Source organism: Jilunia laotingensis (assembly GCF_014385165.1).
Lineage (GTDB): Bacteria > Bacteroidota > Bacteroidia > Bacteroidales > Bacteroidaceae > Bacteroides > Bacteroides laotingensis.
Map to the genome: position 1 here is coordinate 3,067,474 of NZ_JACRTF010000001.1, position 13,644 is coordinate 3,081,117.

19 protein-coding genes and 1 tRNA gene are annotated in these 13,644 nt (G+C 39.5%); 8 read left to right on the forward strand and 12 right to left on the reverse strand.

The annotated features are described in order from the left end of the window. Positions 1–93: 93 nt before the first annotated feature. From H8744_RS11610 to H8744_RS11630, 5 genes are all read left to right on the forward strand, one after another. On the forward strand, positions 94–360 hold the full coding sequence (locus tag H8744_RS11610) for a helix-turn-helix domain-containing protein (protein WP_262434980.1): 267 nt from the start codon (positions 94–96) through the stop codon (positions 358–360). Then, positions 357–590: a DUF2442 domain-containing protein gene (locus H8744_RS11615; RefSeq protein ID WP_262434981.1), complete on the forward strand. Its 234-nt coding sequence runs from the start codon at positions 357–359 to the stop codon at positions 588–590. The genes H8744_RS11610 and H8744_RS11615 overlap by 4 nt, the downstream gene beginning before the upstream one ends. A gap of 453 nt (positions 591–1,043) precedes the next feature. Then, complete coding sequence (locus tag H8744_RS11620; protein WP_262434982.1) at positions 1,044–1,211, forward strand: hypothetical protein; 168 nt, start codon at positions 1,044–1,046, stop codon at positions 1,209–1,211. Then, complete coding sequence (locus tag H8744_RS11625; protein ID WP_262434983.1) at positions 1,204–1,821, forward strand: hypothetical protein; 618 nt, start codon at positions 1,204–1,206, stop codon at positions 1,819–1,821. The genes H8744_RS11620 and H8744_RS11625 overlap by 8 nt, the downstream gene beginning before the upstream one ends. A 235-nt stretch (positions 1,822–2,056) precedes the next feature. Further along, positions 2,057–2,554, forward strand: coding sequence for a hypothetical protein (locus tag H8744_RS11630; RefSeq protein ID WP_262434984.1), 498 nt, complete (start codon positions 2,057–2,059; stop codon positions 2,552–2,554). Positions 2,555–2,785: 231 nt separating this feature from the next. On the opposite strand, the gene H8744_RS11635 is transcribed toward H8744_RS11630, so the two are convergent. The 8 genes from H8744_RS11635 to H8744_RS11670 all read right to left on the reverse strand — a co-directional run bounded on the left by H8744_RS11635 (position 2,786) and on the right by H8744_RS11670 (position 9,334). Next, entirely contained in the window at positions 2,786–3,079 is a 294-nt protein-coding gene (locus H8744_RS11635) for a hypothetical protein (protein WP_262434985.1), read from the reverse strand. A 4-nt stretch (positions 3,080–3,083) separates the two neighbouring features. Then, complete coding sequence (locus tag H8744_RS11640) at positions 3,084–3,470, reverse strand: RusA family crossover junction endodeoxyribonuclease (RefSeq protein WP_262434986.1); 387 nt, start codon at positions 3,468–3,470, stop codon at positions 3,084–3,086. 4 nt (positions 3,471–3,474) lie between these two features. Next, the gene (locus tag H8744_RS11645) at positions 3,475–4,542 is read right to left on the reverse strand and encodes a DUF6371 domain-containing protein (RefSeq protein WP_262434987.1); all 1,068 of its coding nucleotides are present in this window, start codon (positions 4,540–4,542) and stop codon (positions 3,475–3,477) included. A 134-nt stretch (positions 4,543–4,676) separates the two neighbouring features. Next, positions 4,677–5,798, reverse strand: coding sequence for an AAA family ATPase (locus tag H8744_RS11650; protein WP_262434988.1), 1,122 nt, complete (start codon positions 5,796–5,798; stop codon positions 4,677–4,679). Beyond that, positions 5,795–6,124, reverse strand: coding sequence for a hypothetical protein (locus H8744_RS11655; protein WP_262434989.1), 330 nt, complete (start codon positions 6,122–6,124; stop codon positions 5,795–5,797). Before H8744_RS11655 ends, H8744_RS11650 begins: the two co-directional genes overlap by 4 nt. Positions 6,125–6,127: 3 nt before the next feature. Further along, positions 6,128–6,454, reverse strand: coding sequence for an excisionase family DNA-binding protein (locus tag H8744_RS11660; RefSeq protein WP_262434990.1), 327 nt, complete (start codon positions 6,452–6,454; stop codon positions 6,128–6,130). 255 nt (positions 6,455–6,709) lie between these two features. Continuing rightward, the gene (locus tag H8744_RS11665) at positions 6,710–7,828 is read right to left on the reverse strand and encodes a hypothetical protein (protein ID WP_262434991.1); all 1,119 of its coding nucleotides are present in this window, start codon (positions 7,826–7,828) and stop codon (positions 6,710–6,712) included. A gap of 186 nt (positions 7,829–8,014) precedes the next feature. Continuing rightward, positions 8,015–9,334: a tyrosine-type recombinase/integrase gene (locus H8744_RS11670; protein WP_262434992.1), complete on the reverse strand. Its 1,320-nt coding sequence runs from the start codon at positions 9,332–9,334 to the stop codon at positions 8,015–8,017. A 392-nt stretch (positions 9,335–9,726) separates the two neighbouring features. Here H8744_RS11670 and H8744_RS11675 point away from each other — a divergent pair, with 392 nt between their 5' ends. After that, on the forward strand, positions 9,727–10,407 hold the full coding sequence (locus H8744_RS11675) for a hypothetical protein (protein ID WP_262434993.1): 681 nt from the start codon (positions 9,727–9,729) through the stop codon (positions 10,405–10,407). A 317-nt stretch (positions 10,408–10,724) separates the two neighbouring features. Here the strand turns inward: H8744_RS11675 and H8744_RS11680 are convergent, their stop codons facing one another. Both H8744_RS11680 and H8744_RS11685 read right to left on the reverse strand, forming a co-directional pair. Then, entirely contained in the window at positions 10,725–10,949 is a 225-nt protein-coding gene (locus H8744_RS11680) for a winged helix-turn-helix domain-containing protein (protein ID WP_262434994.1), read from the reverse strand. Between the two features lie 198 nt (positions 10,950–11,147). Then, positions 11,148–11,221: transfer RNA gene (locus H8744_RS11685), tRNA-Thr, on the reverse strand. A 138-nt stretch (positions 11,222–11,359) separates the two neighbouring features. On the opposite strand from H8744_RS11685, the gene H8744_RS11690 reads away from it, so the two are divergent. Continuing rightward, complete coding sequence (locus H8744_RS11690) at positions 11,360–11,968, forward strand: TlpA family protein disulfide reductase (protein ID WP_262434995.1); 609 nt, start codon at positions 11,360–11,362, stop codon at positions 11,966–11,968. A 175-nt stretch (positions 11,969–12,143) separates the two neighbouring features. On the opposite strand, the gene H8744_RS11695 is transcribed toward H8744_RS11690, so the two are convergent. Beyond that, positions 12,144–12,881 carry a class I SAM-dependent methyltransferase gene (locus tag H8744_RS11695; protein WP_262434996.1) on the reverse strand — a complete coding sequence of 246 codons (738 nt, stop codon included), beginning with the start codon at positions 12,879–12,881 and terminating at the stop codon, positions 12,144–12,146. A 101-nt stretch (positions 12,882–12,982) separates the two neighbouring features. Between H8744_RS11695 and H8744_RS11700 the strand changes: the two genes are divergently transcribed. Beyond that, a complete protein-coding gene (locus tag H8744_RS11700) occupies positions 12,983–13,171 on the forward strand; it encodes a hypothetical protein (RefSeq protein ID WP_262434997.1) in 189 nt (62 codons plus the stop codon). An 86-nt stretch (positions 13,172–13,257) separates the two neighbouring features. Here the strand turns inward: H8744_RS11700 and H8744_RS11705 are convergent, their stop codons facing one another. Beyond that, entirely contained in the window at positions 13,258–13,644 is a 387-nt protein-coding gene (locus tag H8744_RS11705; protein ID WP_305067368.1) for a VOC family protein, read from the reverse strand.

A 13,644-nucleotide genomic window follows, 5' to 3' on the forward strand; every position in this document is an offset into this window, starting at 1 on the left:
CACAAAAACACTGCAATTAACATTCTTTTGTAGCATAAACTAACTACATTTAATAGTTTTACTTATTTTTGTAGAAACAAATAAGGATTAAGTATGAATAGAATTAAAGACATTCTCAAAGAGAAGGGAATTACAATTAATGAACTTGCCGAAACAATGGGTTTAAATAGAGTTACACTATCCACCCAAATAAACGGAACGGCAAACATAACATCGTATGAAAAAATAGCCACCGCCTTAGATGTTCCTATGTGGCAACTCTTTGCATCACCGGCAGAAGTGACAAAAGAAGCCAAGGGCGAAACCTGCCCTTATTGCGGTAAACCGATAACCATCAAGACAACAATAGAAAAGGCGTGATACTATTAGTAGAATCGGCTGAATACATGGGCAACTATACGCTTATATGCACATTCAGTAACGGAGAAAGAAGAAAGGTAGATTTAACACCGCTCTTAAAATACCCGGCTTTTGAGGAGCTGAAAGACGAAAGCGAGTTTGAGCGTTACGGGGTGGATGGCACGGTTTTTTGGGCGAACGGTGCGGACATTGCCCCCGAATACCTGTTTGAGAACGGCACACCATGTTAGCCCCCCCCTCCCCGGTATGGGTGGTTTTTGGATTTTAACCGACCTCTCCCAAATTTTTTTTGAAATTTTCCGAGTACCACCAATTTGGGGGACACCCCGAAGCCATAGGTCAAAAACCGACATTGGTGAAAATCAGCGCATTACTTTGGAATGTCAAAAGGAAATATTACCTTTGCATCGCAACAGTTCTATGGGTAGGTGAATAATAGTAGCCTGCCCTTTTTCTTTTTGCCCCCATCCTGCAAATAGTCCTTATGCCCTTTCTCGCTTCATCTCAGCCCCTCTAAGCCATTTTTTCCTCTTTGGCAATACAAGTTATAACCTCGCTTTGAGATAACGCCTTAAAACGGCTCTTTTTGTTTAAAGTGTTACTTTAATATTACAATGTAATTATTTGTAATTCCGTTATTTATTCGTATCTTTGTGATAGGTAAAACTAAAAAGGATAACGGAATGGAGAATTTAGAGCAACAAACGCATGACTTTGACGATATAGTGGAAGCCATGCAGGACGAAAGGGAAAGCCAACTCCCGAAATACCCGGACTTTATTTCAAGTGTATTCGGTGAACAAAAGCGCATCTGCGAACAATCAATGAAGAAAGGGGGCGACAATGAATAATCAGTTGATTTATACGGACGAGAAGAAACTGCAAATGCAGATTTCCTATAATGAGGACTACTCAAAGCAAGTGAACAATGCCATTGCAGCCTTGAAACTCCTTGCAGGCGAGCTTACGGACGAGCAACTTAGAACTTTCTTATCTGCACCCGAATCCCTTGCGGGTGAACTTGTAGGCAAAGCAAAAGCGGACTATGACCGATGGATGAGTAATGCGCCCGAAAGCGTTAAAGCATCTTCTCCGTTCTCCGATGGCGGTGTTCCTGCAAAGGTGTTGGCGATACACAAGAAGTTGAGCAAGCCTTTCGGAATGTCGTTTGATGCAAACGAAATAGTGGACGGTGTTTGTACGCTGACAAAGGACGGAAAGGAAGTACTCAAAAAGCATTGTAGCATCTACGGCAACGACAAGGCAAAGAAAGTGTATGAGTTGAGTGTGAAGGCTGCAAAGGTCTTGAACGATCTGGATAAAGAGATACGTCTTAACAACGCTTCTGCCGAGTGTGTGGAATGCTGGGGACGGTGGCAAGGGTACATTACCATAAATGACCGCAAGGCGGGGGAAGTGTATCAGCCGAACCCCTACCTGTTAGACCAGCTTAGAGAATAGGCTCTAAATCTCCATTATAGCAAGCTGTTGCCCGGGCAGCGTTAAATAAATCCCGAATGGCCGGCACGATGAAAGAACCTAAAGCGGTGTGAGGGAGCGAGGTAACTCCAGTGCTTGTAATCCGCAAATGAGGGGGGGGTAGCAAAACGTTACTCCCCTTTTTAATTCTCAAACCGGGTTGGCTGAAAAATCGGCATACCCCTATGAATGTCTAATATGTCTAATTGATAAGGCGATGAACATAAACGATGATATGCCATGTTTTGGCGGTGTTCCTATCGATGTCCGGGTTTCACGTGGCCGGTTGCGTTGCGTGCCGCCTTATGCAGACCAGGAACTGGAGTTTACGCAAATAGAGGGTAAGCTTGTATCTGTATCAAAAACTAAGTGGCACGGGTTCCCCTACTGGCGCGTTACCTTGCAAGATGAGGCGAATGAGTACCATGTGCTTTTCTTTCTTAAATCTGCAATGTTTATCTATCTGATACGCTGTTTGATTGGTCGCAAAGTAGAACATCTTTCTTTGATGGTCGGCACGTTGACTGATGAAACTTACCAAATGATTGTGGAAGGTGATTATAGACGGTTAGAGCCTGCTTCTATTGAAATACCGCCTACAAAGCGTTACCGCAAAAACAAGGATAATAAACACGACTACAAGGATTACAGCAAGCGATTGGAGTACCTTCAAAAGTTGGTGGATGAGGTAGGAGCAACCCTTGCGGGCGCATGAAGGTGAGGGGTGCTGATTTCGCCAAACTATAATTTTGTAGTTTGGATATGTGGATCTGCATATCGGGAATTAACGGATTTTCTTGTAAGGGGGAAAATTCCCCTAAAATTGGTAATCAAGCATTTACGCCAACGGGTGTTAAATGTTTTACACCCTGCATAACATTCCGTTAGTGAGGGTGCGAAAAAAGAACGGCTACCAATCGGCAACCGTCCTCCTTGTTCTTGACAATTAATTTTGCAGGTGCTTTGGCAGTCCGACAAAGAGGAGATCTCCGTTCCCAGTTGCCCTTATCCATTCCGGCACACCTCCGAACATCTCGTTGAACTTTGCTTGACCGATAGTGTTTTCTGCCATGTCTGAGACGGATTTGTAGCCGTTGGCGATGGCAAAGTACTTATCTACTTTAATCTCTATAATTCCGCTGCCGTCTTTCCATAAGCGGAAAGTGATTGGCATTCCTTGAAATTCCCATTGCACGATGTCGTAACGGTCTGTCCGTTCTATAATCTTTTTATACTCCATATCTTCAATTATTAAAAAGTTGTTTCTGCTCGTTTACTTCCAGTATTGCAAACTCAATACGAGGGCGATATTTATCCAAATGCTTTTCCGCTTCAATCTGATAGCAAAGTTTGTCATCGGCTATCGCTCCTGCCATTTGCAGACAATCGAGGAGCGTCTTTAGCGAGTTGTCAAGGTCGAAGCGTTCCGAACTATGCCACACCCGGACAAAGAGCCGGAAACGGCTTGAAATGCGCCTGTTGCGATACACTTTGCATTGTTCCATGAAAGAACGCTCATAAGCCCTTATAATCTCGTCCTTGATAATGCGCTTTTGCCCGAACTTTCCCGGCACGGCTTGGTAATGGTTGGCCTTGGCGATGATCTGACCGTGTATTACTTCTACTTCCATAGCTTCAAATATTAAAAGTAATACGTCCTCTCGGTATATTTAATTCGCTCATCCATTGACAAATATCGCCTATCGTGGGCGGTTTTTCCACTGGCATTTTCTTTTCCAAAAGAACATCTGCCACATCGGTATTGTCTGCCAATCCTTCACATATCCGGCTTACGGAAACATTCACACCACCATTGCGTAAAATTGATGCTTTATCTTCCCATTTTGCCAGCATTCCACTATCGGGGTAAAGAACTACCCGTTTGCCGATTAATGGTTGAAAAACGGCTGGCTCAGTCCATTTACATCCTTGGCATCCTCCTGTTGCTATCCAAGTTATCTCCGGCATCAAAATGGAACATATCAGACTTGTTTTTTCACTCTCCACAACCCCGATACGTGAAGCGTTTGGAATAAGATGGCATCCGAAAAATGTTTGTCTTAAATGGGCATCATAGTTGTTTAATAGTGTTTTCCCTGCAAACCAAATTTTATCCTGCGGCCTGTTGTCGCCTACATACTCCTTTCGGGCGAAATTCCAATATTCTGCATAATCCTGCTTTTTCAGTCGTTTCCCGGTTGTTGGGTTGTATGCCATGACTTTAATTTGGCACAACCGTCCTTTGTGGTCTATTTGGGGAAATGATGTTGCGACACCATCATTATTGCGCCAATGTTTAGACGTGCCGACATTATAAGCATCAAAAACAGAAGTAGCTCTATCTATCCCGAACTTTCCGGCAATAAAACGAAAAAGGTTGTTTCGGGAACGCTGGTTGTCAACTATCAAAAAAGAACTGGGCAGGTATGTAATCTTTGCTTCTTGCTGAGGCATTGGCATTACATAGTCTGGTTTCCAGTCGTCCTTTGGTCGTGCATCCGGGTTGTCTTTGAAAAATTCGGATGGTCTGTAATGATAGCCGCATTTTTGCTCACGGTTACATTTTCCTACTGATGGGTGAAGCGGTTGTCCTGTTTCTCTGTCTATGTAAAAAGAGAACTCTCCTTTGTGACCGCATGAAGGGCATATGTGCCTGTCACTGCTACGTCTGTATGGTTGAAGAATATATCTAAAGTTATCCATAATTTTAAGTTTTTAAAAAAGTCAGATGATAAAGAAAAGGTATGGTATGGTAGTACTCCCTATAAGGGGAGTACCATACCACACCTTATTATCTGTGGTGCGGTACTATGGTAGTGTACCATACCATACCTTCGTCAAAAAGGAAGTTCCCCTTCATTTATTTGATATACTGGATAAGTTCCACCTTCTATTGCTTTCAAGAACTCCTTTTCAATATAATAATCAACGAATTTCCGTGCAGGTTGGTCGCTGACACCGAAACGCTCCTGTATGGCACTCGTCATTTTATTTTTTGATACTGGATATTGGACTGCATCCCGTAAAAAGGAAAGGTGCTGTTCCTTTGTGTAGTCCTCCGGGTGTTTCCCTTTTGGCTGATTTTTCCCTGTATTCGGCAAAGCCAAATCTTCAAACGGTACTCTGTCACCCGTTTCTGTAAATGTAAAGCTCTTATCCATTTTGAGGACAAATGAGGATTGTTTGTACTGGCTCCCGAGGTAGTTACCTTTTACGATGCAAAAATGACGTAAATCGGAATTGCTACGGTCTGCTCGTAATTCTATACCCAATCGAACGGATGCTTCAAGGGACTGGCTTCCAAGGAAATTGTTTTTTGAAGGTGCAAGGTCTTCCGTTCTCTTTCCAGTGTGGTGAAGGAACAGAAACAAGCAGTCGTGCTTTCCTGCAAGGTTCTTGAACTTATTGATAAAGGTACGGGTCTGCGCTGCGTTGTTTTGCTCCTTTCCGTCAAATACATCTGAATAGGCATCAATAATAACAAGGTCGGCAGGTTCTAACGTTAGTTCCTTGTCAAGTTCCGATACTATGTTTTCACTATCAAACAGAAAGCGAAGTTTTTCCAAATCATCGGCAGCATCTCCATACCTTTCTTCATGCTTACCAAGTAAATAAGATGTAGCATCTTCATCATCTTCTGTTGCGACAAATATACAAGAACGGTGTACACCTTTGAATTTCCATCCCAAAAAATCTCGTCCTGTGGCCACTGAGATAGCCATATTCCGAAGCAGCATAGACTTTCCGGCATCAGATGTTCCAGCAAACAAGGCTACTCCTTTTCGTGGGAAAACAGGGGCGAATAGCATCGGGATTTCTTGTACCTTCCTTTTCAGCAAATCGGATGCTCGCACAATTTTACGATCTGCATCATCTTGCGCCCTTTCGTCAAATTCTCTTGTTATCCGATTGATAACTTCGGCATTTTCTTGCGGTTCTTCTTTTAAATTATATCTCATACTCTGTCCTCCTTACCATCGAAAAGATTAAGTTGCGCATCCTTTATAATCCATTGTGATTTATCGCTTGAATAGTGCTTTGCCTTTCGGTGTGTGCGCTTGTCTGGTGCGCGGTACACAACCTGCAATAATCCCAACCGTTCAAGTTGTCGCACATAAAAAGTAATGCTGTTCCTTAATATACCAGTGAAAACCATGCAGCCTAAAGTGGTTTCTGTTTCAGAAAGAAAATATCTAAACACCTTGTTTATGTCATTGTCTTTCTCTATTTTTGTAGTGGTATTCTTGGGGGCTGCTGTTATGGCAGCTTTCTTCTTTTCTACCATAGCTTAGCCCTTTCTTACGTATTTAAGAGATTTACCACTTGCCACAATGGCATCTACTTCTTTGGCTGGAAAAACTACTCTTCTGCCTAAGCGAATTGAAGTAAGTTTTCCATTGGCTACCAATTTATCCAGCGTGGGTAAAGTAATTGTCAACAGCTCCGCAACTTCTTGCCGGGTATAAGTACGGTTGTCGTGTTCACGCTGCTGTTCAGCAATAACATCGGCTACTGCATCTTTTACCGCTGTCTGAATTAGTGGCATAAATAACGCTGCGATAGCCGTTACTGCCTGTTGCATCTGCATTGAAGTGAGAGTAAAATTTTCGTTCATAATCAATCAAAATTTAATTGTTATGAAGCTCTTGGGTGCGCACCTCTCGGCTTCTTGATGCAAAAGTAGAGCAAACATTACAGGCACAAGAAAAGGGGATTATCCCTCAATTTTAAATGCTTAAATATCTGTGATATATCAAAAACATACGGGATTATGTCGGGGGATTTATAGGGGACAAATGCAACAAAACGGGGATTTGTCTTGGGAATGGGATATAAAAAAAGGGATAGCTTAATACTATCCCCGAGAAAATTACAGCAAATATTTGAAATTTTCCTTGATATTGTCCGTATTGATTTTGTTTGGACGATATTCTACATATGGAAAGTCGGCTAAATTGCAAAATGCTCTATGCCATGCAGAAAACGTGTTAGGCTTATTTGTCATGTGTTTGCTCTCATAAATCAGCTTTGCAATACAAGCCGCATCTTTACCGTTTCTGTCTATCTTCAAATCATCAATCAAGTACTTGAAGTAATTGACGATTGACGGTTTAACTCCACAAAATTCATTATTGAAATAGTTTCTTAATTCTTCTTTATTGATAATACGCTCATGTTGTGGTGGCTGATTGTCAGATGCAACTTCCTCCGTTTTAGAAGCCCCTTGCTGTTCTCTTAAAGAGCCAAAAACTTTTCGTGCTATTTCTGTTGTCCCGGCAATGTGGGTGTAACGAGGCATAAGCCTATCCTCCAACAAGTAAATCGAGCATTCTTCTTGCAACCGCATCAAGTCTATGCCATTTTGGGCAAGTACCCAGTCTAACCTAATAGAATAATTATCTAAGATGTGCATTATGTAGTTAAATACGGCTTCAACATGACGTTCAGCAAGATAAGTGTCAAAGTTTTCTGTTGGTGGGCATTTGGTAGCCATTTGTGTTATTTCCCAATATCCCATTTCTATTTCCTTCTGTCGTTCTTCTTCCTCTTTCGCACGCAATTTTAGTTCCTCGGCAAACTCTTTATCCTCATCATTGTTTGACTTCAATAGTAGTTCCGCATCCTCCATTCTCTTTTGCCATTCTTTTTTTCGGTGTTTAATGGGTCTAACCATTCTTAGGAACTCAGCAAACGGTGCCAGAAGGGTTGCGCAATATTTATCCAATTCCTTAGGGTTGTTTTTTATTTCTTCGATATTGTTCTCTATCTCGGAGAATAGGGCATTATCATCAAATTCCAAAGCCCCTTCCGCTTCTTTTATCTTTTGTGACAACTCATTAAAGTAAAATTCTTGCCACTCACCCAAAAGCGGATCTTTCCTTTTCGATGAACCTAAATCGTATTTTTTCCTAAGTACATCCACGCACATGGATGCAATACCACCTTGAATGAATATGCCAAAGAATCTATTTTCTATTGTCTTGTTCATATCTTAATCCTCCTTGCCTATTTTGCCGATTGCACTAAGAAGCAACCATATTATTATAAACGTCCAAAAACTCATCTATTCATAAGTTTTACAATGTCTGGCTTCTTGTATCTGTTCAGCCTACCAACTTCCGTATGAGGAATATCGCTGTGCATAACATATCCAACTGAAACGCCCATCATTATATCACTTTGCTATCCTTAACTTAGTAAAGTAGTTCTCCTTTGCAGCAAGCATACTCTTTTCCGATTCATCAAGTTTGAGGTATGTTTTTAACTGCTGTTCGCTACTATGCCCGGTTATTGCCATGATGGAGCTAAGGGATGCTCCTGCTTTTTGCATATTGGTTGCAAGACTTCTCCGGCACGTGTGAGTTTTAAGGAGGTCACAGAAACGTTTCTTTGCGGTGTACTCCATTGCTCCCCGCTGTTCTTCTAATTCTACTGTCTCCGTCCAACCTAAAGCCTCTCCAATTTCTTTGATATGGTCATTAATCTTTTGGTCATAAACCTTTGGTAATTCACCCTTATATTTATTGAGGATGGATTCTACCCGATAGTCCAAAGGTATGTAAACCGTGTTCCCGGTCTTTTCTTGCTTTAGTTTGATGTAACGGTTCCCATCAGTCAGAGTTACAATCATCTTTGAATTGATACGCTTATAATCACTAACACGCTGCCCGGTCAGGCAACCAACTACAAACACATCTTTTACTTTCTCCCATGCCGGACGGTTGGATAGGTCATACTCGTAAAGTTCCTGTATGCGTTCTTCTGTTAGATAGACGTTGTCAACATCTTTGTAAATTACATCAAAACCGGAACGAACGTTCTTTGCATCCATAAGTTTAAGTTGTTCGGCAGCATAGCAGATGGTTTTGCATATCTTCACCATTCGGGCAATAGTATTCGGGGAATATTCTTTATCAGTTAAGAATAGCCGAAAATCGTTATAAAAGTCCAATGTCAAATCTGTGAAGTCAATCACCCGTAGCCGGGTTTCTTGGTATTCCTTGAGCTGGCTCTGAAAACCCTTGTAACTTTTAATTGTTCCAGGTGCGACATTGGTTGTACCGCCTTTCTTCTTTCGTTTCCCGGTTTCGCACTCACGAATGAACTGGGATATAAAATCATTGAAGTTAGTTGCCTGTTCTTCTTCCAGAGCTTTAGCTTCAGCCTCGGCACGCTCTTTCTCGGCTGCGATTTGTTCAGCGTACACGATTGAGTGAATACGTTCTTTTGCTATTTCCGAAGTGATTGCTATTTCTTGCTTCACGAATGATTCCAGCATTGCGGAAATAGAATCCAGCTTATTCCACAGCTGCGGATCTTCTTTTCGGAATTTAAGCATCTGTTTTACGTCCTTTTGTGATTTGTTCCACGTCTCTATATCAACGCTTAAACAAGTCGATACACACAGGTTTATTTTGGGTTTGTTGGAATGAACCCGAACATAGACGTTTGCAGTACCTTTTTCCTCTTTACACCGTAAAATGAATGTTGCCATAATTGTTTGATTTTAAATTCACTATGCAAAGATACAAAATCTTTTTCGTTGTTACCATGGTGTTACCACAGAATTTTGTTTCGCTTTGTCTTATTTGGTTATTAAAATATTATACATACTGAATATCAATAAATTAGTATTTAGATTTTATCTAAACAACAAATGAAAGCATAAAAAAGAGGTTCGCCAGGAACCTCAACAATTATTTTAAGATCCTTCAAAGTTAAGTACTTTGAAGGATCTTAATTTTTATGGCTTTCAATCGGGTTCTTATTGGGGTGATTGAAGACCAATTTAAATATTTGTTTTGTTTAGGGCAATAATACTAGAGTTGTAATTTTGCGATAGTTGTATCGCAAATTGTGAATGCTTAAATGAAGCTTTTTTTGATTATGGAGAATCCTTGGTTACAAATTATTGATGACTTTGATAAAGGTACATTCATCTTACCTGACGATAAGAGTGTCGTTGAAGATTTTAATAAGTCGGTTAGTGATAAATATAAAATTCACACAGATATTTTTCCAGCTCCATTTATGGGATATGTGGATGCACCTATTGTACTGCTCGCTCTTAACCCGGGATTTAACAATAACGAATTTGAAAAGGGTTATTATAGACGATATGCCCATTTTTGGAAAAATGAACTCCAGCATAAATCCTCTGTCGATAACCTTCGACTATTCTGTTTGGAAAAGGAATACTGTGAATCTTCTGATTATTGGTTAAAGAAGCTTAGTCCACTAATTGCTATATCCAGTAAAGAAGAAGTGGCAAATTCGATTTTTGTGATTCAATTCTTTCCATATCATTCAATGAAGTATAAAGATTTTCCGGTACGAATTTCTAAACAAAAACTAAAATCCCAATTGTATAATTTTTATTTGGTTGGAAGAGCTATCGAACGCGGAGCTATTATTGTTATTTTAAGAAGTAGAAAGAAGTGGATCAATGCAGTGCCAGAATTAGCGAACTATGAAAAATGTTTTTCTACCAGTAGTTATCTTAACCCGATATTGTCTGAAAATAATTTGAAAAGTTGTTTTGATTTACTTAGAGCAGCGTTGATATAGCCTATGTAGTTGTTAATTGTTTGATAATTAACAATATATATAATGAGGAATATGATTGTCTCCCATAAAAATCATCAAATATTTGCTCTCTTTAGTATTTAAGTAACAAGGGAAATCTTTTTTACCCAATCTACCTGGTGATAAGGAAGCGATAAAAAGGATTTTGATCCTAATAAGAAAAGATTTATATCAAGCTTGATTTAATTTTTTTGATACCTAATCGTTTGGAGCTGACTTAAATGTTTGCAAAGAGGGTGAAACGGATTTAAATATTTTGTCAGCTCCATAAAGCTAAATCTTTATCGGATATTCCGATTTTAGCCAAAGCAAAAGTGAGATTCTGAACCATTTCTGATATAAATGTTATCTCCTCTTTTTTCAATGAAGATTTTATTCTCACGAGCTAACCAGCCTATGGCTAACATTGCATCTTCTGTTGCTAAATTGGTGACTTTACAAAGCTCATGTACGGATATTATTTTTATATTATTGAGAACATGCCACACTTTTCCTGAGTTTTCTCCAATTCTAGATTTTTCCATAATTCTTATATTTTTAATTGATGATGATATAACAAAGATAATTCGAAAAAAGTAAATTATTGTGCTACATAGTGAACGTATGGGAAGTTGAATTGTTCCTTATTTCGGAATATTTCGAAGCAATATCAATGAATTTTGAAAATAAGTAATAAATGAAAAGAACGTTTCCCGATTTACAGAAAACGTTCTTGATAAGTGAGCCTCTTGTCGGATTCGAACCAACGACCCCGAGATTACAAATCACGTGCTCTGGCCAACTGAGCTAAAGAGGCGTTTCATTCTAAGCGGGTGCAAAGGTAATGATTTCTTTTGTAAATCCAAATTCTGGTTTGGAAAAAAGATGATGAGCCATATGTTTGATAAATCTTTGGTTTTACTTATATTTGCAAATCAATAAATTAGAAAGATATATGAAAAAGAATTTTTTTTATGGATGTTCATTGGCTTTGGTAGCTATAAGTTTCATGGCTTGTACCGGACAGAGAAAACAGAACAATGATACAGTTCTCGAGAAAGATAGTATTGAAGTGAAAATGGAAGAAAATAATGTAAAGAAGGCAGATAGTACCGGCTATATTGTAAAAGTTGGTGAAATGGCGCCTGATTTTACGGTTACTCTTACCGATGGTGAAACTATCACTCTTTCTTCCCTCCGTGGCAAAGTAGTGATGTTGCAGTTTACTGCCAGTTGGTGTGGCGTTTGCCGAAAAGAAATGCCTTTTATAGAAAAAGATATTTGGCTGAAACATAGGAATAATCCTGATTTTGTGTTAATTGGTATTGATCGAGACGAACCGTTGGATAAAGTACTTGCTTTTGCCAAATCTACTGGAGTCACTTATCCGTTAGGACTTGATCCGGGTGCCGACATTTTTGCTAAATACGCTCTGCGTGATTCGGGAATTACACGAAATGTATTGATCGGAGCAGATGGTAAAATTAGTATGTTGACGCGCCTTTATAATGAAAAAGAATTCACATTGTTAGTGCAGAAAATCGATGAAATGTTGAAAAAATAAGAGCAGTTAAGAAGAAGGAGTATTTCATAATTGCTCCTTCTATCGGCATGACTTACATTCCAGAAATGGGATATATTTCATATCTGTAGAAGGAGCAAACATATGTTTTTTGAACGGCTGTTTAGCTCTCTCAAGACAAACAGAAATTATCACTCATTTATTTCATACGTTTTTTTTAATCGTTAATCCGACTTATTTTAGCCAAATAGTCGTAATGTTTTCCCTCTTTTACAAGTTCAGATTTGAACCCGTGTTCGGAAGCGTAGAGGCTGAGTGTTTGAAAGTCAACGTATAGCCATTCGAAAGGGTTTCCTTTTATATCTTTATATTGCATCTGAAAGTCAATCTCTCCATAATAATCACCCATAAGATTGACCTCAAAGCTACCATCTTCATCTTCGTAAAGATAGCTTAAATCGCTTGAATCCATTAATATGCAACCACCGGGGCGAAGCAATTGCTTCATTCTTTTGAAGAAATCGGGCATTTTTTCCAATCGTCCGATAATGCCTGATCCATTCATCAGCATTAAAATGGTATCGAATGTTTCAGTGAATTGTTCATCGAACAAATTGATAAGCCGAGTGTTGTATACACCACGTTGCTTCATCGTTTCAATAGAAAGGGGAGAGATATCGATGGCACATACTTTCTTACCCATTTCTTGAAGTGCAAGAGCGTGGCAACCACTGCCTGCACCAACGTCCAGAATATTTCCATTGGCAATTTCTAATGCCGTACGTTCCAATATAGGCATTGTTGCTGCTGTACGGAATAATTGCTTGACTGGTATCTCGTCTTCATCGAATTGTGATGAGAAGACACGTAGTTTATTAGCTTTATGATGGGTGAAATAATCGGCTATAGCTGCTCCCATGGGATCTTTATCGGCAGTGAGTATGGTTGTATCCATCAGGTCGTTATTTGTTGTTATGAATGGCAAAGATAGATATTTCGTGGAAAAAGATTATCTTTGTCCACAGAAATTTATGAATTAGTGAAGTAAGATATATTATGAGTATTGAAGATGCAATGATGGGTGGTATCGTTTTTAAAGGAAAGAAAGACGGTCCCCAAAAAGATGAAAATAAAGTAAAGACGAAAGCTAAAAAGGCAACCTATATCAAAGGTTTGCATGGCTCCGGAGCTGCTAAGATGAAAGCTGAGATAAGGAGAAAACGGGCGAATAGGCATAAAAAATAGTGGGAAATTAATAATGAATAATTAATAATGAAAAACGAGCTGCGCAGTAATACTATATTTTATGTACAGCCCGTTTTCACTATTCACTATTCATTTCTCACTAAAGGAAGTATTTCTATCCAATAATCATCCGGATCATTGATAAAGTATAGTCCCATAGCGGTGTTTTCAAAACAAACGCAGTTCATTTCCTTATGATACTCGCGAATGGCATCATAATCTCCGGCAACGCGAAAACATAGGTGACTTTCATTTTCACCTAATTCATAGGCTTCTGTATGATCTCTCAACCACGTAAGTTCCAAAAGGAAGCCGGTAGTATTGTCTGTGAGATAGACTAATATAAATGAACCATCTTCGGCTTCTTTGCGATGATGCTCTTTCAATCCGAGCGCTTTTTCATAAAAGGAGATACTTCGCTCCAGATTAGTTACGTTGATGTTGAAATGATCGAATCTGCTTTTTATTTCCAT

Excerpts from the sequence above, each read along its gene's own strand:
- H8744_RS11610 (WP_262434980.1), top strand. The coding sequence starts at position 94 with ATGAATAGAATTAAAGACATTCTCAAAGAGAAGGGAATTACAATTAAT.
- H8744_RS11620 (WP_262434982.1), top strand. The coding sequence starts at position 1,044 with ATGGAGAATTTAGAGCAACAAACGCATGACTTTGACGATATAGTGGAA.
- H8744_RS11625 (WP_262434983.1), top strand. The coding sequence starts at position 1,204 with ATGAATAATCAGTTGATTTATACGGACGAGAAGAAACTGCAAATGCAG.
- H8744_RS11630 (WP_262434984.1), top strand. The coding sequence starts at position 2,057 with ATGAACATAAACGATGATATGCCATGTTTTGGCGGTGTTCCTATCGAT.
- H8744_RS11635 (WP_262434985.1), bottom strand. The coding sequence starts at position 3,079 with ATGGAGTATAAAAAGATTATAGAACGGACAGACCGTTACGACATCGTG.
- H8744_RS11640 (WP_262434986.1), bottom strand. The coding sequence starts at position 3,470 with ATGGAAGTAGAAGTAATACACGGTCAGATCATCGCCAAGGCCAACCAT.
- H8744_RS11645 (WP_262434987.1), bottom strand. The coding sequence starts at position 4,542 with ATGGATAACTTTAGATATATTCTTCAACCATACAGACGTAGCAGTGAC.
- H8744_RS11650 (WP_262434988.1), bottom strand. The coding sequence starts at position 5,798 with ATGAGATATAATTTAAAAGAAGAACCGCAAGAAAATGCCGAAGTTATC.
- H8744_RS11655 (WP_262434989.1), bottom strand. The coding sequence starts at position 6,124 with ATGGTAGAAAAGAAGAAAGCTGCCATAACAGCAGCCCCCAAGAATACC.
- H8744_RS11660 (WP_262434990.1), bottom strand. The coding sequence starts at position 6,454 with ATGAACGAAAATTTTACTCTCACTTCAATGCAGATGCAACAGGCAGTA.
- H8744_RS11665 (WP_262434991.1), bottom strand. The coding sequence starts at position 7,828 with ATGAACAAGACAATAGAAAATAGATTCTTTGGCATATTCATTCAAGGT.
- H8744_RS11670 (WP_262434992.1), bottom strand. The coding sequence starts at position 9,334 with ATGGCAACATTCATTTTACGGTGTAAAGAGGAAAAAGGTACTGCAAAC.
- H8744_RS11675 (WP_262434993.1), top strand. The coding sequence starts at position 9,727 with ATGGAGAATCCTTGGTTACAAATTATTGATGACTTTGATAAAGGTACA.
- H8744_RS11680 (WP_262434994.1), bottom strand. The coding sequence starts at position 10,949 with ATGGAAAAATCTAGAATTGGAGAAAACTCAGGAAAAGTGTGGCATGTT.
- H8744_RS11690 (WP_262434995.1), top strand. The coding sequence starts at position 11,360 with ATGAAAAAGAATTTTTTTTATGGATGTTCATTGGCTTTGGTAGCTATA.
- H8744_RS11695 (WP_262434996.1), bottom strand. The coding sequence starts at position 12,881 with ATGGATACAACCATACTCACTGCCGATAAAGATCCCATGGGAGCAGCT.
- H8744_RS11700 (WP_262434997.1), top strand. The coding sequence starts at position 12,983 with ATGAGTATTGAAGATGCAATGATGGGTGGTATCGTTTTTAAAGGAAAG.
- H8744_RS11705 (WP_305067368.1), bottom strand. The coding sequence starts at position 13,644 with ATGGAAATAAAAAGCAGATTCGATCATTTCAACATCAACGTAACTAAT.